Here is a 23,358-nt window from a genome sequence, read left to right as displayed (position 1 = left end):
CTGTTACGCGTTTTCACGACGGCGATCACGATCGCGATCGCGATCACGTCCACCACTACCCTGACTGTCACTCTCGCTCGCGCGGCGCTCGGAGGCCATCGGATCGTGTTCAAGGATTTCGCCCTTGAAGATCCAGACCTTGATGCCGCAGATGCCGAATGCCGTCACAGCTTCGGCAACACCGTAGTCGATGTCGGCGCGCAGCGTGTGAAGCGGAACGCGACCTTCGCGATACCACTCGGTACGGGCGATTTCGGCGCCACCCAGGCGGCCGGCGCAGGTGATCTTGATGCCTTCGGCACCCAGACGCATGGCCGACTGAACCGAACGCTTCATCGCACGGCGGAAAGCCACGCGGCGCTCGAGCTGCTGAGCGATCGACTGAGCAACGAGCGTCGCGTCGACTTCCGGCTTGCGCACTTCAACGATGTTGAGGTGCGTTTCCGAGTTCGTCATTTCCGACAGCTTGCGACGCAGCTTTTCGATGTCTGCGCCCTTCTTGCCGATGATCAGACCCGGGCGAGCCGAGTGGATCGTGACGCGGCACTTCTTGTGCGGACGCTCGATGACGACCTTCGAGATGCCGGCCTGCTTCAGTTCGTCCATCAGATACTTGCGGATCTTCAGGTCTTCGTGCAGCAGCTTGCCGTATTCGGCATTGTCAGCGAACCAACGGCTATCCCAGGTCCGGTTGATGCCGAGACGGAAACCGATTGGATTAATTTTCTGGCCCATTATGCGGCCTCCCCTTTGGCTTCCACTTCACGAACAATGATCGTCAAGTGTGCAAACGGCTTTTCGATCCGCGATGCACGGCCGCGACCACGAGCGTGGAAGCGCTTCATCACCATCGACTTGCCAACAAAAGCTTCCGCAACGACGAGCGAGTCGACGTCGAGGTCGTGGTTGTTCTCGGCGTTTGCGATGGCCGATTCCAGGGTCTTCTTGACCGTGCCGGCGATACGCTTGCGGGAGAATTCAAGTTCGGCCAGAGCACGGTCGACCTTCTTGCCGCGGATCATCGCGGCAACGAGGTTGAGCTTCTGGGGGCTGACGCGGATCGTGCGCGCAACAGCCTGCGCTTCATTATCCGCCAGCCGACGTTCGGCTTTTGCCTTACCCATCGTTACTTCCTCTTTGCCTTCTTGTCCGCACCGTGACCGTAGTAGGTCCGGGTCGGAGAGAATTCACCGAACTTGTGACCGACCATGTCTTCATTGACATTGACGGGAACATGCTTGGAACCGTTGTAGACGCCAAAGGTCAGACCGACGAACTGCGGCAAGATGGTGGAGCGACGGCTCCACATCTTGATGACCTCATTGCGCCCGCCTTCGCGAACCTTCTCAGCCTTCTTGAGAAGATAGCCGTCGACGAACGGACCTTTCCATACTGAACGAGCCATTTGTGACTACCTCTTCTTACTTCTTGCGCTGATGGCGCGAACGCATGATGAACTTGTCGGTCGACTTGTTCGAACGCGTGCGCTTGCCCTTGGTCGGCTTGCCCCACGGTGAAACCGGGTGGCGGCCGCCCGAGGTGCGGCCTTCGCCGCCGCCGTGCGGGTGGTCGACCGGGTTCATGACGACACCGCGGTTATGCGGGGTCTTGCCGCGCCAGCGCGTACGACCGGCCTTGCCGTCGTTGATGTTGCCGTGATCCGGGTTGGACACGGCGCCGATCGATGCGAGGCAGCTCGCATGAACCAGGCGCTGTTCGCCGGAGTTGAGGCGCAGGATCGCCATGCCCTGGTCGCGACCGACAAGCTGCACGTAGGTGCCTGCCGAGCGCGCCATCTGGCCACCCTTGCCGGGCTTCATTTCCACGTTGTGGATGATGGAGCCGACCGGGATGAACTGCAGCGGCATGGTGTTGCCGGGCTTTACGTCGACAGCCTTCTCGGAGGCGATGACCTTGTCACCGACGGCGAGGCGCTGCGGCGCAATGATGTAGGCCTGCGTGCCGTCTTCGTACTTGATCAGCGCGATGAACGCCGTACGGTTCGGGTCGTACTCCAGACGCTCGACCGTGCCATCAACGTCGAACTTGCGACGCTTGAAGTCGATCAGACGGTAGGTCCGCTTGTGACCGCCGCCGATGAAGCGAGCCGTGATACGGCCGAGGTTGTTACGACCACCGCTCTTGGTGAGACCCTGTGTCAGCGACTTGACCGGCTTGCCCTTGTAGAGCGAAGAACGGTCGACGATGACCAGCTGACGCTGGCTTGGGGTCGTCGGATTGAAACTTTTCAATGCCATTTTCTTGTTCCCTTTTGGGTCTTTACCCGGGGGTTATGAAACCGCTCTGGGTTTAACCTTTAGAGTCCGGTGGAGACGTCGATGGACTGACCGTCAGCAAGTGTGACGATCGCCTTCTTGACATCCCGCTGCCGGCCAGCGAAGCCACGGAAGCGCTTGAGCTTGCCCTTGCGGAGAAGCGTGTTCACTGCCGTAACCTTGACGCCGAACAGAGCTTCGATCGCAGCCTTGATTTCCGGCTTCGATGCGTCCTTGGCGACGTTGAAGATGATCTGGTTCTGTTCAGAAACCAGCGTGGATTTTTCAGTGATCGACGGAGAGAGGATCACATCGTAATGGCGAAGATCCGTCACTTGAACCGCTCCTCCAGAGCCTCGATCGCATCCTTGGAAAGCACGAGCTTGCCGCGGCGCAGAATGTCGTAAACGTTGATGCCCTGGATCGGGAGAACGTCCACGTTCGGGATGTTCTTGGCAGCGAGCTTGAAGTTGTTATCGAGCTCGGCGCCGCCGATGAACAGTGCGTTGGTCAGGCCCAGCGATGCGAATGCACCGGTCAGGGACTTCGTCTTGGCTTCCGTCGCAACCAGGCTGTCGATGATGATCAGTTCATCGGCCTTCAGCTTGGCAGAAAGGGCGTGACGCAGGCCGAGCGCGCGAACCTTCTTGGGAAGGTCATGCTCGTGGCTGCGCGTGACCGGGCCGTGAGCCTTGCCACCGCCGCGGAACTGCGGAGCGCGTGCGGAATGGTGACGAGCGCGGCCCGTACCCTTCTGCTTGTACATCTTGGCGCCGGTGCGGGAAACTTCGCCGCGCGTCAGAGTCTTGTGCGTGCCCTGCTGCTTCTTGGCGAGCTGCCAGCGGATGACGCGGGCGATCAGGTCCTTGCGGACATCAAGGCCGAAGATGGCGTCGGACAGGGAAACCGTGCCTGCGTCCTTACCATCCAGTGTGGTGACGGTGAGATCCATTATTCGGCTCCCTCATGTGCTGCTGCGCGGACGCCGGCCGGACGCGGAGCGTTTTCCGGGATGCCGGCCTTGATGGCGTCGCGGACGACGATCCAGGAGCCCTTGGAGCCGGGTACGGCACCCTTGACGAGGATCAGACCGCGGTCTTCATCGGTGGATACGACTTCGAGGTTCTGGGTGGTGATACGCGTCTGGCCCATGTGACCAGCCATGCGCTTGCCCTTCCAGACGCGGCCCGGATCCTGGTTGGAACCGGTCGAACCATGCGAACGGTGCGAGACCGAAACGCCGTGCGTTGCACGCAGACCGCCGAAGTTGTGGCGCTTCATGGCGCCAGCAAAGCCCTTACCGATCGAGGTGCCCGTAACGTCAACCAGCTGGCCGGTTACGAAGTGGCTTGCCGTCAGCTCGGAGCCGACGTCGATCAGGTTTTCCGAGGTTACCCGGAACTCGACGAGCTTCGCCTTCGGCTCGACGTTTGCAGCGGCGAAGTGGCCGCGCATCGCCTTCGGCGTGTTCTTGACCTTGGCCTGGCCTGCGCCGAGCTGCACGGCGACGTAGCCGTTCTTTTCTTCCGTGCGCTGGCCTACCACCTGGCAGTTTTCCATCCGCAACACGGTCACTGGAATGTGCTCGCCGGCGTCGTTGTAGACCCGGGTCATTCCCACTTTCTGTGCAATCACACCTGAACGCATCGGTTCATTCCTCTTCAGAGTCCCTGTCGGGGAAAACCCCTTCAGCCTCTTTGTTCAAGGCTTCCATCCGGCATTCGCGCCATTGGTCACCCGTTTCTGGAAGTCGTTGGACGGAATGTCCACGTACCTTCCTTGTTATATCCACCCGGTCCGAAGCGTTCCGGGAGGGGCCTTTAGAGCTTGATCTCGACGTCGACGCCGGCGGCCAGATCGAGCTTCATCAGGGCGTCGACCGTCTGGGGGGTCGGATCGACGATATCGAGAAGACGCTTGTGCGTGCGCATCTCGAACTGTTCGCGGCTCTTCTTGTCGACGTGGGGCGACCGGTTGACCGTGAACTTTTCGATACGCGTGGGCAGCGGCACGGGACCACGGACACTTGCGCCCGTACGCTTGGCCGTCGACACGATTTCACGCGTGGAGGCATCGAGGATCCGGTGATCAAACGCCTTCAGGCGGATGCGGATATTCTGGCCGTTCATTCGACTAGTCCTTTTTTTCGTATGGGCAACTGGCCATACGCCAAATCTTCAATTGTTACGGTCGGCCGCGTCTTGTCAAAAAGCGCAGGAACCGGGTTGTTAGCGCCCGGTTCCTGCTAGGTCAACGGCCTAGCCGCTGATTACTCGACGATCGAAGCCACGATGCCGGCGCCGACGGTACGGCCGCCTTCGCGGATCGCGAAGCGCAGCTTTTCTTCCATCGCGATCGGAACGATCAGCTCGACGGCAACGGTGACGTTGTCGCCCGGCATGACCATTTCCGTGCCTTCCGGAAGCGTCACGATGCCCGTCACGTCCGTCGTGCGGAAGTAGAACTGCGGACGGTAGTTCGTGAAGAACGGCGTATGACGACCGCCTTCTTCCTTCGTCAGGATGTAGGCTTCAGCCATGAACTTCTTGTGCGGCTTGACAGAGCCCGGCTTGCACAGGATCTGGCCACGCTCGACGCCGTCACGGGTGACGCCGCGGACGAGAGCACCGATGTTGTCGCCGGCCTGGCCCTGATCGAGCAGCTTGCGGAACATTTCGACGCCGGTGACGGTGGTCTTCGACGTCGCACGGATGCCAACGATCTCGACTTCTTCACCGACCTTGACGATTCCGCGCTCGACGCGACCGGTCACGACCGTACCACGACCCGAGATCGAGAACACGTCTTCGATCGGCATCAGGAACGGCATGTTGATCGGACGCTCAGGCGTCGGGATGTACGCGTCGACAGCTGCCATCAGCTCGCGGATCGCGTCTTCGCCGATCTTCTTGTCCGAATCTTCCAGAGCGGCCAAAGCCGAGCCCTTGACGATCGGAATGTCGTCGCCGGGGAAGTCGTATGACGACAGGAGTTCGCGAACTTCCAGCTCGACGAGCTCGAGAAGTTCGGCGTCGTCAACCTGGTCGACCTTGTTGAGGAACACGACGATCGCGGGAACGCCGACCTGACGGGCGAGCAGGATGTGCTCGCGGGTCTGGGGCATCGGGCCGTCGGCTGCCGAGCAGACGAGGATCGCGCCGTCCATCTGGGCCGCACCGGTGATCATGTTCTTGACGTAGTCGGCGTGGCCGGGGCAGTCGACGTGCGCGTAGTGGCGAGCCGGCGTCTCATATTCGACGTGTGCCGTCGAAATGGTGATGCCGCGGGCCTTTTCTTCCGGAGCGGCGTCGATCTGGTCGTACGCCTTGTATTCACCGAAGTACTTCGTGATCGCTGCCGTCAGCGACGTCTTGCCATGGTCGACGTGACCGATCGTTCCGATGTTCACGTGCGGCTTGTTGCGTTCAAACTTGCTCTTTGCCATTTTCGGCTCTCCATCTGTGGCCCCTTGCGGGGTTCAATTCTGTTTTAACGGGCGTCGGTCAAGCTCCGGTCACTTCTGACCGGAGTACTTCGCCTGGATTTCGGTAGCGACGTTCGACGGAACCGGTGCGTAGTGATCGAAGACCATCGAGTACTGCGCGCGGCCCTGGCTCATGGAGCGCAGGTTGTCGACGTACTTGAACATGTTGGCCAGCGGTACGTTGGCAGCGATCACCACGGCGATACCGCGGCTTTCCTGGCCCTGGATCTGACCACGACGGGAGTTCAGGTCGCCGATGACGTCGCCGACGTAATCTTCCGGGGTAACGACTTCGACCTTCATCATCGGCTCGAGCAGCTGAGCGCCGGCCTTGCGCGATGCTTCACGGAAGCAGGCACGCGATGCGATTTCGAAGGCGAGGACCGAGGAGTCGACGTCGTGGAAGGCACCGTCGATGAGCGTCGCCTTGACGCCGAGCATCGGGAAGCCAGCCAGCGGGCCGGAAGACAGAACGCTTTCGATGCCCTTCTGAACGCCGGGGATGTATTCCTTCGGAATGGAACCACCAACGATCTTGGACTCGAACTTGAACTCGTCGCCATCCGGGTTGGGTTCGAAGACGATCTTGACGCGCGCGAACTGGCCGGTACCACCGGACTGCTTCTTGTGCGTGTAGTCTTCCTCGTGCTTCTTCGTGATGGTTTCACGATAAGCAACCTGCGGCGCACCGACGTTGGCTTCGACCTTGAACTCGCGACGCATGCGGTCAACGAGAATGTCGAGGTGAAGTTCGCCCATGCCTGCGATAATCGTCTGGCCGGACTCTTCATCCGTCTTGACGCGGAACGACGGGTCTTCGGCTGCCAGACGGTTGAGCGCGAGGCCCATCTTTTCCTGGTCGCCCTTGGACTTCGGCTCGATGGCGATCTGGATGACCGGCTCGGGGAATTCCATACGCTCAAGGATGACCTGCTTCAGGGGATCGCAGAGCGTGTCACCCGTCGTGGTTTCCTTGAGGCCTGCGAGAGCGACGATGTCGCCAGCAAAGGCTTCTTCGATGTCTTCACGCGAGTTGGAATGCATCTGAAGCATACGGCCGACGCGCTCGCGCTTTTCCTTGACCGTGTTCATGACCGACGTGCCCTTTTCGAGCTTGCCGGAATAGATGCGGGCGAAGGTGAGCGAACCGACGAAGGGGTCGTTCATGATCTTGAACGCGAGCATGGACAAAGGCTCTTCGTCCGTTGCATGACGCTCGATTTCGGCTTCCGTCTTGACGTCGATACCCTTGATGGCAGGGATGTCGGCCGGCGACGGCAGGTAGTCGCAGACGGCGTCGAGCAGGGGCTGAACGCCCTTGTTCTTGAAGGCCGTGCCACAGAACATCGGGTGGAACTTGACGTCGATGGTGCCGCGACGAACGAGCGCACGGATCTGATCGTTGTCGGGCATGACACCGTTCAGGTAGTTTTCCATGGCTTCTTCGTCGATATCGACAACCGTCTCGATCAGGAGCTCACGATATTCCTGAGCCTTGTCCTTCATATCGTCCGGGATTTCGACGACGTCCCACTGGGCGCCGAGCGATTCGTCGCGCCAGACGAGAGCGTTCATCTCGATCAGGTCGATGACGCCCTTGAATTCGGTTTCCGCACCGATCGGGAGCTGCATGACGACCGGGATCGCGCCGAGACGCGACTTGATCATGGACACCGAGCGATAGAAGTCGGCGCCCGTCTTGTCCATCTTGTTGCAGAAGATCATGCGCGGAACGTTGTACTTCTCAGCCTGGCGCCAGACGGTTTCTGTCTGCGGCTCTACGCCGGCGTTGGCGTCGAGAAGAGCAATCGCACCGTCGAGAACGCGCAGCGAACGCTCGACTTCAATGGTGAAGTCGACGTGGCCGGGGGTGTCGATGATGTTGAAGCGACGCATGATGCCGTCGCGACCCTTCCAGTAGGTCGTGGTCGCAGCGGACGTGATGGTGATGCCGCGTTCCTGCTCCTGCTCCATCCAGTCCATGGTGGCAGCGCCGTCGTGCACTTCGCCGATCTTGTGCGACTTGCCTGTGTAGTAAAGAATCCGCTCGGTGGTCGTGGTCTTGCCGGCGTCGATGTGCGCCATGATCCCAAAATTGCGGTAGTCTTCGATTTTATATTCGCGAGCCATGATGGACTGCCTTTCGAAAATGTACGTCGATTACCAGCGATAGTGCGAGAAAGCGCGGTTGGCGTCGGCCATCTTGTGCGTGTCTTCGCGCTTCTTCACTGCGCTACCGCGATTGTTCGCGGCGTCCATGAGTTCGCCGCAGAGGCGATCGATCATGGTCGTTTCATTGCGCTTGCGAGCTGCGGCGATGAGCCAGCGGATAGCGAGAGCCTGACGGCGCTCCGGACGAACATCGACCGGAACCTGGTACGTCGCACCACCAACGCGGCGCGAACGGACTTCTACGTGCGGAGCGATGTTGTCGAGAGCCGAATGGAACACGGCGACCGGCTCCTGCTTCAGCTTGCCCTGGACGGCATCGAAAGCACCGTAAACGATGTTTTCAGCAACCGACTTCTTCCCATGAAGCATGATGGCGTTCATGAACTTGGTGACAACGAGATCGCCGAACTTGGGGTCCGGATTGATCTCACGCTTTTCTGCACTATGGCGACGGGACATATGTTTCGTCTCTCAACTTTATCTTTGTTTACCCAGCGAAATGGCGCTGGTGATCGATTACTTCGGACGCTTTGCGCCGTACTTCGAACGACGCTGCTTACGGTTCTTGACACCCTGGGTATCGAGAACACCACGGATGATGTGGTAGCGAACGCCGGGCAAGTCCTTGACGCGGCCGCCGCGGATCATCACGACGGAGTGTTCCTGCAGGTTGTGGCCTTCACCCGGGATGTAGCCGATGACTTCGAAGCCATTGGTCAGACGGATCTTGGCAACCTTACGAAGTGCCGAGTTCGGCTTCTTCGGGGTCGTCGTGTAGACGCGTGTGCAGACGCCGCGCTTCTGCGGATTTTCCTGAAGCGCCGGTACCTTGTTGCGCTTGACCTGTGCCTGACGCGGCTTGCGGATCAGCTGGTTTACGGTAGGCATATAACCATCCCTTGCAAAATCTTCGTTACCCTTTCGGGCGGATCAACGCCGTCTCCGGCTTTTGCGTACGCGTGAAAATGCGCGAACAAGGGCCGATCCGCGTTTCAGCAGATGCCCCATGAAAAGCAGAGGACGCCGTTTCGGGCGTCTTGCGTGCAGCATTCTTGGTCTTCAGCGTGCGTTTGAACCTTGTTTGAGGCGAACTCCAGAACGTGTCGTTCCGAACCAGCCAGCCTCACATGGGCTCCGATGAGGCGGGGTGTACTGTTTTACCCCCCCTGCGTCAAGGGCAAATCCTAAAGATTCTCCCCTGCTTTGGTCCCGAAAGCCTGCAAATGCGGGGTTTCCGACGCTTCTCGATTGGCTGCCCGGCAGAGTCCCGAGCCGCAAACGGACGCCCATCATGAGAATCGGCAACAGCTTGCAGAAAGAATCGCTTCCGCTCAAAGATGCTGCGGGAACGAATTGTCGGGACTGCCGCTTTTGATATAGATCACTTCATCGGCGCTCAGTGCCGCATTTTCAAAGACCCGACAAGAGGAGTCTCCATGACGGTCCTGCCCGACAACGACAACAATTCCGACGATCCCATGGTCTTCATCATCATCGGCAAGGCCTTCGAAGAGGACGGCGGCGGCGAGGGTGTCGATATCCACGTCGTGCTCCGCGCCGCTGACGACGACTCCGCTGTCCGCGAAGCTCTGAACGCCCTGGCCGAGGAAGGCTTCCTTGAGGCGGACCTCGACCAGATCGGCATGCTCGAAGGCGTGCCGGAGGACGAGCCGCATGCGTCCGCTTACAAGGGTGCGCTGGAAGGCGAAGTGGCGATCATCCGGTTCAACTGACCGCGCCCAGAAGCTGAACCGCCCTCACCTTCTGAGACTTCTAAACGTCAAAAGCCGCCCGGATCGCTCCGGGCGGCTTTTTCATGTGGTCGCGTCTGCCGATTATTCGGCGGCCGCGTTCTCCGAAGCCATGTCGGCGAGCATCGGCGTTGCCGTGTCCGCGCCGGTCGACTTGCGGCGTTCCTCGAGGATCATCTCGTCGCGCGCCGTGGCGATGCGGCGGATCTGCGTCATGGTGCCACCGGTACCGGCCGGGATGAGACGGCCGACGATCACGTTTTCCTTCAGGCCCTGAAGACCGTCGGTCTTGCCGGCGATCGCAGCTTCCGTCAGCACCTTGGTCGTTTCCTGGAAGGACGCGGCCGAGATGAAGGACGGGGTCTGCAGCGACGCCTTGGTGATGCCGAGCAGGACAGGGTCGCCGTAAGCCGGCTTCTTGCCCTGTTCGATCAGCTGGTCGTTGACGTCTTCCAGTTCGATCCGGTCCACGCTGTCGCCGACGATGTAGGTGCTGTCCCCGGCGTCGGTGACTTCGACCTTCTGCAGCATCTGGCGAACGATCACCTCGATGTGCTTGTCGTTGATGACAACGCCCTGCAGGCGATAGACTTCCTGGATCTCGTTCACGAGGTAGGAAGCGAGTGCTTCCACGCCCTTGATCGCCAGAATGTCATGCGGCGCCGGGTTACCGTCGAGGATGTAGTCACCCTTTTCGATATAGTCGCCGTCCTGAAGATGGAAGGGCTTGCCCTTCGGGATCAGGTATTCGACCGGCTCGACACCGTCTTCCGCCGGCTCGATCAGCACGCGACGCTTGTTCTTGTAGTCGCGACCGAAACGGATCGTGCCGTCGATCTCAGCGATGATCGCGTGGTCCTTCGGACGACGCGCTTCGAAGAGTTCGGCAACACGCGGCAGACCACCGGTGATGTCCTTGGTCTTGGCGCTTTCCAGCGGCGAACGTGCGAGCACGTCACCCTGGGAAACCTTCGTACCAGGCTCTACCGACAGGATCGCATCGACCGAGAGAAGGAACCGGGCTTCGCCGCCACGCGACAGCTTGGCAACAACGCCGTTCTTGTCCTTGATGACGATCGCCGGCTTCAGGTCGATACCTCTTGGCGTCGAACGCCAGTCGATAACCTGACGCTTGGTGATGCCGGTCGCTTCGTCGGTCGCTTCGAGAACCGAGATACCGTCGACGATATCCTCGAAGTGAACCGTTCCTTCGACTTCCGTCATCATCGGACGCGTGTAGGGGTCCCACTCTGCGAAACGCTGACCGCGACGAACCTTATCGGCGTCGTCCACGAAGATCTTCGAACCGTAGGCGACACGCTGCGACGACCGTTCCACGCCGCGTTCGTCAAGGATCTGGATCGCCATGTTACGACCCATAGCAATGAGGATGCCATCGGAGTTGCGCAGCATGTTGCGGTTCTTGATCTGAATCGTACCTTCGTACGACGCTTCCAGGAACGACTGGTCGACCACGTTTGCCGTACCACCAAGGTGGAACGTACGCATGGTCAGCTGCGTGCCCGGCTCGCCGATCGACTGGGCCGCGATAACGCCGACCGCTTCACCCATGTTGACAGGGGTACCGCGGGCAAGGTCGCGACCGTAGCAGACGCCGCAGACGCCGGTCTGGATTTCGCAGGTCAGAGCCGAACGAATTCGGATCGACTGGATACCGGCCTTTTCGATTTCGACGACGTCGGCTTCCAGGATCATGCGGCCAGCATCGACGATGCGTTCACCCGTGACCGGATGATCGATGTTGTCGAGAGCCGTACGACCGAGAACGCGAACGCCGATGGAGGCAACGACCTGACCGGCATCGACGATGGCGGTCATGGTGAGGCCGTTTTCGGTACCGCAATCGACCGAGTTGACGATGCAATCCTGCGCAACGTCGACGAGACGACGCGTCAGGTAACCGGAGTTGGCCGTCTTCAGGGCCGTGTCTGCGAGACCCTTACGGGCACCGTGGGTCGAGTTGAAGTACTCGTTAACGGTCAGACCTTCCTTGAAGTTCGAGATGATCGGGGTCTCGATGATTTCGCCCGATGGCTTGGCCATCAGACCACGCATCCCGCCCAGCTGACGCATTTGGTTCGGAGAACCACGGGCGCCGGAGTGCGACATCATGTAAATCGCGTTCATCGGCTTCTGACGGCCGTTGTCGTCGAACTCGACAGCCTTAATGCGGGCCATCATGTCTTCGGCAACCTTTTCGGTGGCCTTGCCCCAGGCGTCTACGACCTTGTTGTACTTTTCGCCCTGAGTGATCAGGCCGTCATTGTACTGCTGTTCGTATTCCTTCACCAGCGACTCGGTGTCGCCGACGATCTTCGCCTTGGTTTCCGGAATGACCATGTCGTCCTTACCGAACGAAATGCCGGCGCGGCAGGCATGTGCGAAGCCGAGCTGCATGATCCGGTCGCAGAAGATGACCGTGTCCTTCTGTCCGCAGTGACGGTAGACCGTGTCGATCATCTTGGAGATGTTCTTCTTGGTCAGTTCCTGATTGCAGACATCGAACGGCACGTTGACGTTCTTCGGCAGGAGTTCGCCGATGAGCATGCGGCCGGGGGTCGTTTCGAAGATCTTGGAGACCGGCTTGCCGTTCTCATCGACCGACTTGAAGCGACCGCGGATCTTGGCATGCAGCGTGACCGACTTGTTGTCGAGCGCGTGATGCAGTTCCCCGATGTCGGAGAAGGCCATGCCTTCGCCCGGCTCGTTCTGGTTCATGATCGACAGGTAGTAGAGCCCGAGAACCATGTCCTGCGAGGGAACGATGATCGGTGCGCCGTTGGCCGGGTGCAGGATGTTGTTGGTCGACATCATCAGCACGCGGGCTTCAAGCTGGGCTTCCAGCGACAGCGGTACGTGAACAGCCATCTGGTCGCCGTCGAAGTCGGCGTTGAAGGCCGTGCAGACGAGCGGATGCAGCTGGATAGCCTTGCCTTCGACCAGCGTGGGTTCGAAGGCCTGGATGCCCAGGCGGTGCAGTGTCGGCGCGCGGTTCAGAAGAACCGGATGCTCGCGGATGACCTCGTCGAGGATATCCCAGACTTCCGGCTTTTCCTTCTCGACCAGCTTCTTGGCCTGCTTGACGGTGGACGAGAAGCCCTTGGCGTCGAGACGGGCGTAGATGAACGGCTTGAAGAGTTCGAGCGCCATCTTCTTCGGCAGGCCGCACTGATGCAGCTTCAATTCCGGACCGGTTACGATGACCGAACGGCCGGAATAGTCGACGCGCTTGCCGAGCAGGTTCTGACGGAAGCGGCCCTGCTTGCCCTTCAGCATGTCGGACAGCGACTTCAGCGGACGCTTGTTGGCACCCGTGATGACGCGACCGCGACGGCCGTTGTCAAACAGCGCATCGACGGATTCCTGCAGCATGCGCTTTTCGTTGCGGATGATGATGCCCGGCGCACGCAGTTCGATCAGCCGCTTCAGGCGGTTGTTACGGTTGATGACGCGGCGGTAGAGGTCGTTCAGGTCGGAGGTCGCGAAACGGCCACCATCCAGGGGAACGAGCGGACGCAGATCCGGCGGGATGACCGGAACGACCTTCATGATCATCCATTCCGGACGATTGCCGGATTCCATGAAGTTCTCGACGATCTTCAGGCGCTTCATCAGCTTCTTCTGCTTTAGCTCGGACGTGGTGTCAGCCATGTCCTGGCGCAGATCGCCGGCGATCTTCTCGAGGTTCATCGAGGCGAGCATCTCGTAGATGGCTTCAGCACCGATCATCGCCGTGAACTGATCTTCGCCGAACTCGTCGACGGCGATCATGTACTCTTCTTCCGAGAGAAGCTGGTTCTCTTTCAGAGAGGTCAGGCCCGGCTCGGTGACGATGTAGTTTTCGAAGTAGAGAACGCGTTCGATATCCTTCAGCGTCATGTCGAGCAGCGTCGAGATGCGGCTCGGCAGGGACTTCAGGAACCAGATGTGGGCGACAGGCGCAGCAAGCTCGATGTGGCCCATGCGCTCGCGGCGAACGCGCGAAAGCGTGACTTCCACGCCGCATTTTTCGCAGATGATGCCCTTGTACTTCATGCGCTTGTACTTGCCGCACAGGCACTCATAGTCCTTGATGGGCCCGAAGATGCGCGCGCAGAAAAGGCCGTCGCGTTCCGGCTTGAACGTACGGTAGTTGATGGTTTCCGGCTTCTTGATCTCGCCGAACGACCAGGAGAGAATCTTCTCCGGGGACGCGATCGAGATGCGGATCGAATCGAAGGTCTGTGCAGGCATCTGCGGATTGAAAAGGTTCATGACCTCTTGGTTCATGCCTATCTCCTTTGGGGCAAGGCCCCTTATCATGAGCGCGGTGGCCGGCATTTCCCGGGGCGCCGGCCCCTTTGCTCGTCAAACGGATAAAACCGCATCGGGTGCGGCTCAGCGCCCTGCCCGTCATCTTCTCTAGGAAAACGACCGGCAGGACCTGCGCGCGCCTGGTCGAGGCGCGCGCGTCAATCGCGTTTTATTCAGCGGCGTCCGGCAGCTGCGTCGGCTGGAGCTCTTCAAGCTTCGAGTTCTCGAGCTCGACGGACAGGCCGAGGGAGCGCATTTCCTTGACGAGAACGTTGAAGCTCTCCGGAATGCCCGCCTCGAACGTGTCGTCGCCGCGCACGATCGCCTCGTAGACCTTGGTACGCCCGGCCACGTCGTCCGACTTCACCGTCAGCATTTCCTGCAGGGTGTAGGCGGCGCCGTAGGCTTCCAGCGCCCAGACTTCCATTTCCCCGAAGCGCTGACCGCCGAACTGGGCCTTGCCGCCGAGCGGCTGCTGGGTGACCAGCGAGTAAGGACCGATCGAACGCGCGTGGATCTTGTCGTCCACAAGGTGGTTCAGCTTCAGCATGTAGATGTAGCCGACGGTCACCTGACGGTCGAACTGGTCGCCCGTGCGGCCATCGTACAGCGTGGACTGACCGGAAACGTTCAGGCCTGCCTGCTCCAGCATTTCGTTGACGTCGGCTTCCACCGCGCCGTCGAAGACCGGCGTTGCGATCGACACACCGCGGCGTGTCTGCTCGGCCAGACGAACGATGCTGTCGTCGTCGTAGTCCTTGATCGGCTCGCCCTTGGGACCGGAGCCGATGACGCTGTCGATGACATCGCGCAGCGGCTGGATTTCAGCCCCTGCCTTATAGGCATCGAGCATCGCGCCGATCTTGCGACCCATGCCGGCGCAAGCCCAGCCGAGGTGCGTCTCGAGGATCTGGCCGACGTTCATGCGCGACGGCACGCCCAGCGGGTTCAGAACCACGTCCACATGCGTACCGTCTTCCAGGAACGGCATGTCTTCGATCGGAACGATGCGCGACACGACACCCTTGTTGCCGTGACGGCCGGCCATCTTGTCGCCCGGCTGGATCTTGCGCTTCACAGCGACGAAGACCTTGACCATCTTCATGACGCCCGGAGGCATTTCGTCGCCGCGCTGGACCTTTTCGACCTTGTCCATGAAGCGATGCTCGAGCAGCGACTTCGACTCGTCGTACTGGCCCCGCAGAGCTTCGATCTCGCCCTGAGCCTTTTCGTCCTCGACGGCGAACATCCACCACTGCGAGCGGGGATATTCGGAGACGATCGCGTTGGTCAGCTCCGTGCCCTTCTTGAAGCTCTTCGGACCTGCAACGGCGGCGTGGCCGCGCAGCATGTCGATCAGGCGGGCATAGACGTTGCGGTCGAGAATCGCCTGCTCGTCGTCGCGGTCCTTTGCGAGACGTTCGATTTCCTCGCGCTCGATCGCCATCGCACGCTCGTCCTTCTCAACGCCGTGGCGGTTGAAAACGCGAACTTCAACGATGGTCCCGAACGTGCCCGGGGGCATGCGCATGGACGTGTCACGGACGTCGGAAGCCTTTTCGCCGAAGATGGCGCGCAGAAGCTTCTCTTCCGGCGTCATCGGGCTTTCACCCTTCGGCGTGATCTTGCCGACGAGGATATCGCCCGGCTGCACTTCCGCACCGATATAGACGATGCCGGCTTCGTCGAGGTTCTTCAGCGCTTCTTCCGAAACGTTCGGAATGTCGCGCGTGATTTCTTCCGGACCCAGCTTCGTGTCGCGCGCCATCACTTCGAATTCTTCGATGTGGATGGAGGTGAACACGTCGTCGCGCACGATGCGCTCGGACAGCAGGATCGAATCCTCGTAGTTGTAGCCGTTCCAGGGCATGAACGCGACGAGCGCGTTGCGGCCAAGTGCGAGATCGCCGAGGTCGGTCGAAGGACCGTCCGCGATAATGTCGCCCTTGTTCAGGATGTCACCGACGGTGACCAGCGGGCGCTGGTTGACGCAGGTGTTCTGGTTGGAGCGCTGGAACTTCTGCAGGCGATAGATATCGACGCCGGACTTGCCGGACTCGAGATCTTCCGTGGCGCGGATAACGATACGCGTCGCATCGACTTGGTCGACGACGCCGCTACGGCGAGCCGCGATGGCGGCGCCCGAGTCACGGGCCACGACGGGCTCCATGCCGGTGCCCACGAAAGGCGCTTCGGCGCGCAGCAGAGGCACGGCCTGACGCTGCATGTTCGAGCCCATGAGCGCGCGGTTCGCATCGTCGTTCTCAAGGAACGGGATGAGAGCGGCGGCAACGGACACGAGCTGCTTCGGCGAGACGTCCATCAGGTTGATCTGGTCGCGCGGCGTCAGCATGACTTCGCCCGAGTGACGGCAGACGACGAATTCTTCTTCGAATTCGTTCTCGGCGTTCAGCACGGAGTTCGCCTGTGCGACGTGGTACTTGGCCTCTTCCATGGCGGAGAGGTAGACCACTTCGCGTGTCACCTTGCCGTCCACGATCTTGCGGTACGGGCTTTCGATGAAGCCGTACTTGTTGACGCGGGCAAAGGTTGCAAGCGAGTTGATCAGACCGATGTTCGGGCCTTCCGGCGTCTCGATCGGGCAAATACGGCCATAGTGGGTCGGGTGAACGTCGCGGACTTCGAAGCCTGCGCGCTCACGGGTCAGACCGCCCGGTCCAAGAGCCGAAAGACGGCGCTTGTGGGTGATTTCCGAGAGCGGGTTCACCTGGTCCATGAACTGCGACAGCTGCGAGGAACCAAAGAACTCGCGCACGGCGGCAGCCGCCGGCTTGGCGTTGATCAGGTCCTGCGGCATGACGGTGTCGATCTCGATCGACGACATGCGCTCCTTGATGGCGCGCTCCATGCGGAGCAGGCCGAGACGATACTGATTTTCCATCAGTTCGCCAACGGACCGAACGCGGCGGTTGCCGAGGTTGTCGATGTCGTCGATTTCGCCCTTGCCGTCACGCAGATCGACCAGCATCCGGACCACGGCAAGGATGTCTTCCTTGCGCAGAACGCGGACCGTATCGGCAGCGTCGACGTCGAGACGCATGTTCATCTTCACGCGGCCGACGGCGGAGAGATCGTAACGCTCCGAATCGAAGAACAGCGTGTTGAACATGGCTTCGGCCGAATCCATGGTCGGCGGCTCGCCCGGGCGCATGACGCGGTAGATATCGAACAGAGCGTCCTGACGGTTCTCGTTCTTATCGACAGCGATCGTGTTGCGGATGTAGGCGCCGACATTGATGTGGTCGATGTCGAGAACGGGGATCTCATCGAAGCCTGCAGCGAGGATGACGCCGAGGGTCTTCTCGTCGATCTCGTCGCCGGCTTCCAGGAAGATTTCACCGGTTTCCGTATTGACGAGGTCTTCGGCAAGGTAGTTGCCGTAGAGATCGTCGTCGGACGCCTTAATGGCCTTCAGGCCCTTCTCGGTCAGCGAACGGAGCAGCCGCGGGGTCAGCTTCTTGCCGCTTTCCACGACGACTTCGCCGGTGTCGGCGTCGACCATCTCGGTGATAGCCTTCTGGCCCTTCAGGACCTCCGGCTGGAACGGAATCCGCCAGCCCTTGCCGTCACGCTTGTAGAAGGACTTGGTGTAGAATGTCTCGAGGATCTCCTCGCCGTCCATGCCGAGTGCCATCAGCAGGGAGGAGACGGGGATCTTGCGGCGACGGTCGATACGTGCGTGCACGATGTCCTTGGCGTCGAATTCGATATCGAGCCAGGAACCGCGATACGGAATGACGCGTGCAGCGAACAGCAGCTTGCCCGACGAGTGGCTCTTGCCCTTGTCGTGGTCGAAGAACACGCCCGGCGAACGGTGCATCTGCGAAACGATGACGCGCTCGGTGCCGTTGACGATGAACGTACCGTTGTTCGTCATGAGCGGCATGTCGCCCATGTAAACGTTCTGTTCCTTGATGTCCTTGACGGACTTCGCGCCCGTATCTTCATCGATATCGAACACGATGAGGCGCAGCGTCACCTTGAGCGGCGCTGCGTAGGTCAGGTCGCGCTGACGGCATTCGTCGACGTCGAACTTCGGGGGCTCGAACTCATAGGAGACGAACTCCAGCATGGAGGCGCCGGAAAAATCGCTGATCGGGAAGACGGACTTGAAAACCGACTGCAGCCCTTCGTCAGGACGGCCGCCGGCCGGCTCCTTGACCATCAGGAACTGGTCGTAGGACGCCTTCTGAACCTCGATGAGGTTCGGCATTTCTGCGACTTCGGGAATTTTGCCGAAAAACTTGCGTACGCGCCTGCGACCGTTAAACGTAAGGGTCTGAGCCATCGTCGCTCCTTCAATATGTGCATCCGGGCCTGCAACGGACGGGGACCGATGGCCAGTCGACCCCGTCTAAGATGGATTGCTCAATCTCGTCTCGCGGCCCAGGACACAAAGCGCGGAATGCCGTGTCGTCCAGGTACCGGGACCATCCTCTTGAAGAACCCATTACCAAAAAGCCGATTATGTGGGGGCTTTTGGGTAATACGTTCGAAAAACGGTCAAAGAGAGGCAGCCCTTTCGGGCCGCCTCTCTCTGTCATAAAGCCAGATTACTTGACGTCAACCTTGGCGCCAGCATCTTCGAGCTTCTTCTTGAGGTCAGCAGCTTCAGCCTTCGTGACGCCTTCCTTGACGGCCTTCGGAGCAGCTTCGACCAGGTCCTTGGCTTCCTTGAGGCCGAGGCCGGTGATCGCGCGGACTTCCTTGATGACGTTGATCTTGTTAGCGCCGGCTTCAGCCAGGATAACGTCGAACTCGGTCTTTTCTTCTTCGACGGGAGCAGCAGCGCCAGCGCCGCCGGCAGCAGCAACGGCTACCGGTGCAGCAGCGGAAACGCCCCACTTTTCTTCGAGAAGCTTCGACAGTTCTGCGGCTTCCAGAACGGTCAGCGAGGAGAGGTCTTCAACGATCTTAGAGAGATCAGCCATAGTCATAGTTCCTTTTGTTCAATTCGAACCGATGTTGATATAAACAGCGAAAAACCGCCTTATGCGGCTTCTTCGTCCTTCTTGGCGTAGGCCGCGAACACGCGGGCAAGCTGGCTTGCCGGTGCTGCAACAACGCTTGCGATCCGGGTAGCCGGCGTCTGGATCATGCCCAGCAGCCTTCCACGCAGTTCGTCCAGCGAAGGCAGGGTCGCAAGCGACTTGACGCCTTCCGCATTCAGCGTTGTGGTGCCCATGGAACCACCGAGAACAACGACCTTGTCGTTGGTCTTGGCGAAATCCACGACGACCTTGGGAGCCACGATCGGATCGACGCTGTATGCAATCAGCGTCTGACCCTTGAAGAGATCGATGATCCCTTCGGACTCCGTACCCTGAAGGGCAATCTTGGCCAGGCGGTTCTTCGCGACTTTGACGGTGCCGCCAGCTGCGCGCATCTTCGAACGAAAATCGTTCATTTGCGCAACGGTGACGCCGGCATAGTGGGCCACAACAACCGAACCGGAAGCCTTGAAGACTTCGTTCAGCTCCGTGACGAATTCGCGTTTTTCCGCTCTTTCCACTGCCTATCTCCAGTTGGCAGACCGCAATCCTGCAGGCCTGCCGGGTTTGCCTTTGCCGCGCGGGATACAAACGATCCCGTGCGACGCTCGAGGATCCTGTCCCCTGCGAAGCGCCGCGAAGCGCTCACAAGGCAAGCCGAGGTTCGAACCGATGTTTCCCTTGGCCGAGGCTTAAGGACAAATTCGGGTCTCACCCGTCTCATGCAGGCATCAGTGATTAAGGGATAACCACCTGCAATCTCGGACAGGAGTTCCGGGCGGAAGCCCGGAGATCCGGTCCCGAAGGACCGGAATTCGTGTTCGGCAGGGCTTTCACCCCGCCGACAAATCAGGCGACGCTGAGCGTCGACAGATCGATCTTGACGCCCGGACCCATGGTCGAGGAAATCGCGATGCGCTTGACGTAGTTGCCCTTGGCACCTGCCGGCTTCGCCTTGATGACCGCATCCGCGAAAGCACGGATGTTTTCTTCCAGAGCGCTAGGCTCGAACGAGGCCTTGCCGATGCCGGCGTGGATGATACCAGCCTTCTCGACGCGGAACTCGACAGCGCCACCCTTGGAAGCCTTGACGGCGCCGGTGACGTCCATGGTCACGGTGCCGACCTTCGGGTTCGGCATCATACCGCGGGGGCCGAGAACCTTGCCGAGGCGGCCGACGAGCGGCATCATGTCCGGGGTCGCGATGCAACGATCGAAGTCGATCTTGCCGCCCTGAACGATCTCGACGAGATCTTCGGCGCCAACGACGTCTGCGCCAGCAGCACGGGCTTCGTCAGCCTTGGCGCCACGCGCGAAAACGGCGACGCGAACGTCGCGGCCGGTGCCGTTCGGCAGGTTGACGACGCCGCGGACCATCTGGTCGGCGTGACGCGGGTCAACGCCGAGGTTCATGGCCACTTCGATGGTTTCGTCGAACTTGGCGATCGCCCGTTCCTTGACCATGCCGATAGCGTCCGACAGGCTGTAGATCTTGGTGGGATCGACGCCTTCGCGGGTCTTCTGTACGCGCTTTGCAAGCTTTGTCATCTTACGCCACCACTTCCAGACCCATGGCGCGGGCGGAGCCCTCGATCATGGTCATCGCGCCTTCGATATCGGCTGCATTGAGGTCCTTCATCTTGGCTTCAGCGATCGAACGGATCTGAGCCTTGGTGAGGGTTGCGGCAGCGCCGCCCTTGCCCGGGGTCTTGGAGCCCGAGGTGATCTTTGCTTCCTTCTTGAGGAAGTAGCTGACCGGCGGCTTCTTCATCATGAAGGTGAAGGACTTGTCCTGGAAGTAGGTGATGACGACCGGGATCGGCATGCCCTTTTCCATTTCCTGCGTGGCGGCATTGAACGCCTTGCAGAATTCCATGATGTTGATGCCGCGCTGACCAAGTGCAGGACCGATCGGCGGGGACGGATTGGCCGACCCTGCCTTCACCTGCAGCTTGAGGTGGCCCATAACTTTCTTAGCCATTACTCTCTGCCTTTTCTCTGTCCGACCCTCGGACACACCGTGAAGGCGCATCGTGGACCGGGCGTTCGACCGGTTTCCCGGTCACGGATGCCGTATCTCGATGAAATGCGGCGGCTGCGGTTGCGTGGTGCGGTTTCCGGGTCCGGCTAAGAGCCCTTCCCCTTCCACGCGGTAGCGGCGATATCGCCGCCTGAAGATCCACCCTTGGGCGGATCGTCATTACGTCGGCTCAGACCTTCTCGACCTGAGCGAATTCGAGATCGACCGGCGTTGCGCGACCAAAGATCGAAACTTCGACCTTGAGACGGGCCCGCTCTTCGTCGACATCCTGAACGATGCCGTTGAACGAGGCGAAGGGACCGTCCGAAACGCGGACCTGCTCGCCGACCTCGAACGAGATCGAAGGCTTCGGCCGGTCCACGCCGTCCTGAACCTGCCCGAGAATGCGCTCGGCTTCATGGTCCGGGATCGGAACGGGCTTATTGTCGGAGCCAAGGAACCCGGTGACCTTCGGTGTGTTCTTGATGAGATGATAGGCCTCATCCGTCAGGTTGGCGCGAACCATAACGTAACCCGGAAAGAACTTGCGCTCGGCATCGACCTTGCGGCCGCGACGGACTTCGACAACCTTTTCCGTCGGAACCAGGATCTTTTCAAACAGATGGCTCAAGCCCTTCTGCTTGGCCTTCTCTTCGATCGACTCGGCAACCTTCTTTTCGAAGTTCGAATAGGCGTGAACGATATACCAACGCGGAGCCATGTTCATTCCCACTCGATTAGATGCCGACATTGAGGACGAGGCCGATGAGCCAGCCCATCAATTGATCCGCAGCAAAGAAGAAAGCCGCAGAAATGATGACCATGATAAACACCATCAGCGTGGAGATCACGGTTTCCCGGCGGGAGGGCCATGTCACTTTTGCCGTCTCGGAGCGGACCTGCTTCAGAAACGTTACGGGATTAGTCTTCGCTGCCATTGAATGCTCACGCCTTGACGGCCCGTAAAGCTGAATGCTCAGCCCCACGCGCCGCGTGTCTGTTGAACCCTACATAAAGACCGATTCTGAAAATCACAAGGACTTTCCGATCTTTTAAGCGAATTATGCCGCCCACCACCGAAAGCGCCAAGCCGTCGTTCCAATATATAAAACGTCTTTGCTTCGACAGTTACGACGAGATGTGCCGCTATGGAATGACGCTATCACATATGAAAATGGCAGGGGCAGCCGGGCTTGAACCGACGACCTGCGGTTTTGGAGACCGCCGCTCTACCAACTGAGCTATACCCCTTCACGGCGCAGACGGAACAACTCCAGGGAGCGTATCGTCGTCGTGTCGACCGTGCGCTCCTTTAAGACGGGCGGGCCGGATTGGCAAGAGCCCTTTTCATCTTTTCGGCCGGGACCGTCCCCTCTTGCACGAATTGAACACGCAGCCCTACCAGTTGAAGGCGTAGGACAGGCTGAGGCTCGCCTGTCGATCATTCTTGAACGGCGCGGCAAGCGCCGCCGTCACATTCATCTTCCGCGTGACCTTCTGTTCGACGCGAACGACATTGGAGAAGTCGAGCGTTGCGGACGAGTAGTTCCCTTCCGCGACGAGCGCTGTTCCGGTTGCCACGGCCGACAAACGGGCCGACTGGCTGAGAACGACATTGTCACAGCGCTTGAGATGTGCGTTGCAGGAGACGTTGACGCTGCGGCCACGCTCCAGATCGAAACTTTCGGTCAGGATTCGCTTTCGATCCATGCCGACATCCAGATTGCCGTTCCCCGTCCGTGGGTCGAACACACCGTCAATGGTTCGGCTGGTGACCACGGCCGTGCTCGTGCCGCGGCGAACGGCGACGCGCGCCCAGACATCGACCGGCGTGTCCTCGACGCGGCCGGAGCGGCTGGCGGCCACCGCCACGTCGGCGCCTGCGCTCGCCTCTCCTTCCACCGGAAGCTTGATACCCATCCGCAGATGCATGCCATTTTCGCCCGACTTCGTCGGCTGCCAGATTAAGCGATCCTCTGCCTGTGCAGCATGAGGGAGACTGAAGGCTACGAGCGCATAGCAAGCGGCGGCAAGAGCCGTTCGGGACATCGTGATCATGTATGCGTTCCACCGTTCGGAGCTGCCTATCGATTTCCATCGACGGACACGCCCTGTCGAAAATCCATCACCTGGAACGCGGACCGCACAGGAGACGTTGATACCGCTCGCTTCGGATGTGCCGGCGGCAGACGCTTCGGGACGCAATCGTGCGTCAAAGCTTTCCTAGGATAGTCTCCGCATCTCCATTGCGAAACCCCAAAAACTTGGGGGTCATTCGCGGGATTGCGTGGCGCGACCGAACCGCGCCAAGCGATCGTTAAAGTGATGG

Annotated in this window: 22 protein-coding genes and 1 tRNA gene; 1 reads left to right on the top strand and 22 read right to left on the bottom strand. The window is 60.0% G+C overall.

Going from position 1 to position 23,358, the window contains the following annotated elements; translation table 11 throughout:
* Positions 1–3: 3 nt before the first annotated feature.
* The 12 genes from rpsC to rpsL form a co-directional block, all read right to left on the bottom strand.
* Positions 4–735: a 30S ribosomal protein S3 gene (rpsC, locus tag G8E10_RS05635; protein WP_062468290.1), complete on the bottom strand. Its 732-nt coding sequence runs from the start codon at positions 733–735 to the stop codon at positions 4–6.
* Positions 735–1,124, bottom strand: a complete 390-nt coding sequence (rplV, locus tag G8E10_RS05630; protein ID WP_092933403.1) for a 50S ribosomal protein L22 — start codon at positions 1,122–1,124, stop codon at positions 735–737. The genes rpsC and rplV overlap by 1 nt, the downstream gene beginning before the upstream one ends.
* A 2-nt stretch (positions 1,125–1,126) precedes the next feature.
* Complete coding sequence (gene rpsS / locus G8E10_RS05625; RefSeq protein ID WP_092933401.1) at positions 1,127–1,405, bottom strand: 30S ribosomal protein S19; 279 nt, start codon at positions 1,403–1,405, stop codon at positions 1,127–1,129.
* Between the two features lie 16 nt (positions 1,406–1,421).
* The gene (gene rplB / locus G8E10_RS05620) at positions 1,422–2,258 is read right to left on the bottom strand and encodes a 50S ribosomal protein L2 (protein ID WP_110798746.1); all 837 of its coding nucleotides are present in this window, start codon (positions 2,256–2,258) and stop codon (positions 1,422–1,424) included.
* 59 nt (positions 2,259–2,317) lie between these two features.
* Positions 2,318–2,611: a 50S ribosomal protein L23 gene (locus tag G8E10_RS05615; protein ID WP_062468296.1), complete on the bottom strand. Its 294-nt coding sequence runs from the start codon at positions 2,609–2,611 to the stop codon at positions 2,318–2,320.
* The gene (gene rplD / locus G8E10_RS05610) at positions 2,608–3,228 is read right to left on the bottom strand and encodes a 50S ribosomal protein L4 (RefSeq protein WP_092933399.1); all 621 of its coding nucleotides are present in this window, start codon (positions 3,226–3,228) and stop codon (positions 2,608–2,610) included. Before rplD ends, G8E10_RS05615 begins: the two co-directional genes overlap by 4 nt.
* Complete coding sequence (gene rplC, locus G8E10_RS05605; RefSeq protein ID WP_062468299.1) at positions 3,228–3,923, bottom strand: 50S ribosomal protein L3; 696 nt, start codon at positions 3,921–3,923, stop codon at positions 3,228–3,230. The genes rplD and rplC overlap by 1 nt, the downstream gene beginning before the upstream one ends.
* Before the next feature lie 173 nt (positions 3,924–4,096).
* On the bottom strand, positions 4,097–4,405 hold the full coding sequence (gene rpsJ / locus G8E10_RS05600; RefSeq protein WP_003507767.1) for a 30S ribosomal protein S10: 309 nt from the start codon (positions 4,403–4,405) through the stop codon (positions 4,097–4,099).
* Positions 4,406–4,545: 140 nt separating this feature from the next.
* Positions 4,546–5,721, bottom strand: coding sequence for an elongation factor Tu (gene tuf / locus G8E10_RS05595; RefSeq protein WP_092933380.1), 1,176 nt, complete (start codon positions 5,719–5,721; stop codon positions 4,546–4,548).
* A gap of 69 nt (positions 5,722–5,790) precedes the next feature.
* Positions 5,791–7,890, bottom strand: coding sequence for an elongation factor G (gene fusA, locus G8E10_RS05590; protein WP_110731258.1), 2,100 nt, complete (start codon positions 7,888–7,890; stop codon positions 5,791–5,793).
* Positions 7,891–7,920: 30 nt separating this feature from the next.
* Positions 7,921–8,391, bottom strand: a complete 471-nt coding sequence (gene rpsG / locus G8E10_RS05585; RefSeq protein WP_018325882.1) for a 30S ribosomal protein S7 — start codon at positions 8,389–8,391, stop codon at positions 7,921–7,923.
* A gap of 57 nt (positions 8,392–8,448) precedes the next feature.
* Positions 8,449–8,820 carry a 30S ribosomal protein S12 gene (gene rpsL / locus G8E10_RS05580; RefSeq protein ID WP_003507760.1) on the bottom strand — a complete coding sequence of 124 codons (372 nt, stop codon included), beginning with the start codon at positions 8,818–8,820 and terminating at the stop codon, positions 8,449–8,451.
* 548 nt (positions 8,821–9,368) lie between these two features.
* On the opposite strand from rpsL, the gene G8E10_RS05575 reads away from it, so the two are divergent.
* The gene (locus G8E10_RS05575) at positions 9,369–9,665 is read left to right on the top strand and encodes a transcriptional regulator (protein WP_092933395.1); all 297 of its coding nucleotides are present in this window, start codon (positions 9,369–9,371) and stop codon (positions 9,663–9,665) included.
* A 102-nt stretch (positions 9,666–9,767) separates the two neighbouring features.
* Here G8E10_RS05575 and rpoC read toward each other — a convergent pair whose 3' ends face one another.
* From rpoC to G8E10_RS05525, 10 genes are all read right to left on the bottom strand, one after another.
* Positions 9,768–13,973: a DNA-directed RNA polymerase subunit beta' gene (gene rpoC, locus G8E10_RS05570; RefSeq protein ID WP_110803129.1), complete on the bottom strand. Its 4,206-nt coding sequence runs from the start codon at positions 13,971–13,973 to the stop codon at positions 9,768–9,770.
* A 193-nt stretch (positions 13,974–14,166) separates the two neighbouring features.
* Positions 14,167–18,306, bottom strand: a complete 4,140-nt coding sequence (rpoB, locus tag G8E10_RS05565; RefSeq protein ID WP_110803130.1) for a DNA-directed RNA polymerase subunit beta — start codon at positions 18,304–18,306, stop codon at positions 14,167–14,169.
* Positions 18,307–18,571: 265 nt separating this feature from the next.
* Positions 18,572–18,949, bottom strand: coding sequence for a 50S ribosomal protein L7/L12 (gene rplL / locus G8E10_RS05560; protein WP_092933389.1), 378 nt, complete (start codon positions 18,947–18,949; stop codon positions 18,572–18,574).
* Between the two features lie 59 nt (positions 18,950–19,008).
* Entirely contained in the window at positions 19,009–19,530 is a 522-nt protein-coding gene (gene rplJ / locus G8E10_RS05555) for a 50S ribosomal protein L10 (protein WP_110731253.1), read from the bottom strand.
* Positions 19,531–19,858: 328 nt separating this feature from the next.
* A complete protein-coding gene (gene rplA, locus G8E10_RS05550) occupies positions 19,859–20,557 on the bottom strand; it encodes a 50S ribosomal protein L1 (RefSeq protein ID WP_167127682.1) in 699 nt (232 codons plus the stop codon).
* Between the two features lies 1 nt (position 20,558).
* Positions 20,559–20,990: a 50S ribosomal protein L11 gene (rplK, locus tag G8E10_RS05545; protein WP_092933386.1), complete on the bottom strand. Its 432-nt coding sequence runs from the start codon at positions 20,988–20,990 to the stop codon at positions 20,559–20,561.
* Positions 20,991–21,219: 229 nt separating this feature from the next.
* On the bottom strand, positions 21,220–21,750 hold the full coding sequence (nusG, locus tag G8E10_RS05540) for a transcription termination/antitermination protein NusG (protein WP_062594498.1): 531 nt from the start codon (positions 21,748–21,750) through the stop codon (positions 21,220–21,222).
* Positions 21,751–21,766: 16 nt separating this feature from the next.
* Positions 21,767–21,967, bottom strand: a complete 201-nt coding sequence (gene secE / locus G8E10_RS05535) for a preprotein translocase subunit SecE (protein ID WP_062594489.1) — start codon at positions 21,965–21,967, stop codon at positions 21,767–21,769.
* 237 nt (positions 21,968–22,204) lie between these two features.
* Positions 22,205–22,280, bottom strand: a tRNA-Trp gene (locus G8E10_RS05530).
* A gap of 147 nt (positions 22,281–22,427) precedes the next feature.
* Positions 22,428–23,087: a hypothetical protein gene (locus G8E10_RS05525; RefSeq protein ID WP_167127679.1), complete on the bottom strand. Its 660-nt coding sequence runs from the start codon at positions 23,085–23,087 to the stop codon at positions 22,428–22,430.
* Positions 23,088–23,358: the final 271 nt, after the last annotated feature.

The organism is Ferranicluibacter rubi, assembly GCF_011603255.1.
GTDB classification, from domain to species: Bacteria; Pseudomonadota; Alphaproteobacteria; order Rhizobiales; family Rhizobiaceae; genus Ferranicluibacter; species Ferranicluibacter rubi.
Note: the sequence above shows the minus strand (reverse complement) of the source record. Positions and strands in the feature narration are given on the sequence as shown.

Coding starts and splice junctions, on each gene's coding strand:
- rplC (WP_062468299.1), bottom strand. CDS start 3,923: ATGCGTTCAGGTGTGATTGCACAGAAAGTGGGAATGACCCGGGTCTAC.
- G8E10_RS05575 (WP_092933395.1), top strand. CDS start 9,369: ATGACGGTCCTGCCCGACAACGACAACAATTCCGACGATCCCATGGTC.
- rpsS (WP_092933401.1), bottom strand. CDS start 1,405: ATGGCTCGTTCAGTATGGAAAGGTCCGTTCGTCGACGGCTATCTTCTC.
- tuf (WP_092933380.1), bottom strand. CDS start 5,721: ATGGCAAAGAGCAAGTTTGAACGCAACAAGCCGCACGTGAACATCGGA.
- secE (WP_062594489.1), bottom strand. CDS start 21,967: ATGGCAGCGAAGACTAATCCCGTAACGTTTCTGAAGCAGGTCCGCTCC.
- rpsJ (WP_003507767.1), bottom strand. CDS start 4,405: ATGAACGGCCAGAATATCCGCATCCGCCTGAAGGCGTTTGATCACCGG.
- rplV (WP_092933403.1), bottom strand. CDS start 1,124: ATGGGTAAGGCAAAAGCCGAACGTCGGCTGGCGGATAATGAAGCGCAG.
- rplK (WP_092933386.1), bottom strand. CDS start 20,990: ATGGCTAAGAAAGTTATGGGCCACCTCAAGCTGCAGGTGAAGGCAGGG.
- fusA (WP_110731258.1), bottom strand. CDS start 7,890: ATGGCTCGCGAATATAAAATCGAAGACTACCGCAATTTTGGGATCATG.
- nusG (WP_062594498.1), bottom strand. CDS start 21,750: ATGGCTCCGCGTTGGTATATCGTTCACGCCTATTCGAACTTCGAAAAG.
- rpoB (WP_110803130.1), bottom strand. CDS start 18,306: ATGGCTCAGACCCTTACGTTTAACGGTCGCAGGCGCGTACGCAAGTTT.
- rpsG (WP_018325882.1), bottom strand. CDS start 8,391: ATGTCCCGTCGCCATAGTGCAGAAAAGCGTGAGATCAATCCGGACCCC.
- rpsC (WP_062468290.1), bottom strand. CDS start 735: ATGGGCCAGAAAATTAATCCAATCGGTTTCCGTCTCGGCATCAACCGG.
- rpsL (WP_003507760.1), bottom strand. CDS start 8,820: ATGCCTACCGTAAACCAGCTGATCCGCAAGCCGCGTCAGGCACAGGTC.
- rplL (WP_092933389.1), bottom strand. CDS start 18,949: ATGGCTGATCTCTCTAAGATCGTTGAAGACCTCTCCTCGCTGACCGTT.
- rplB (WP_110798746.1), bottom strand. CDS start 2,258: ATGGCATTGAAAAGTTTCAATCCGACGACCCCAAGCCAGCGTCAGCTG.
- rplD (WP_092933399.1), bottom strand. CDS start 3,228: ATGGATCTCACCGTCACCACACTGGATGGTAAGGACGCAGGCACGGTT.
- G8E10_RS05525 (WP_167127679.1), bottom strand. CDS start 23,087: ATGATCACGATGTCCCGAACGGCTCTTGCCGCCGCTTGCTATGCGCTC.
- rplA (WP_167127682.1), bottom strand. CDS start 20,557: ATGACAAAGCTTGCAAAGCGCGTACAGAAGACCCGCGAAGGCGTCGAT.
- rpoC (WP_110803129.1), bottom strand. CDS start 13,973: ATGAACCAAGAGGTCATGAACCTTTTCAATCCGCAGATGCCTGCACAG.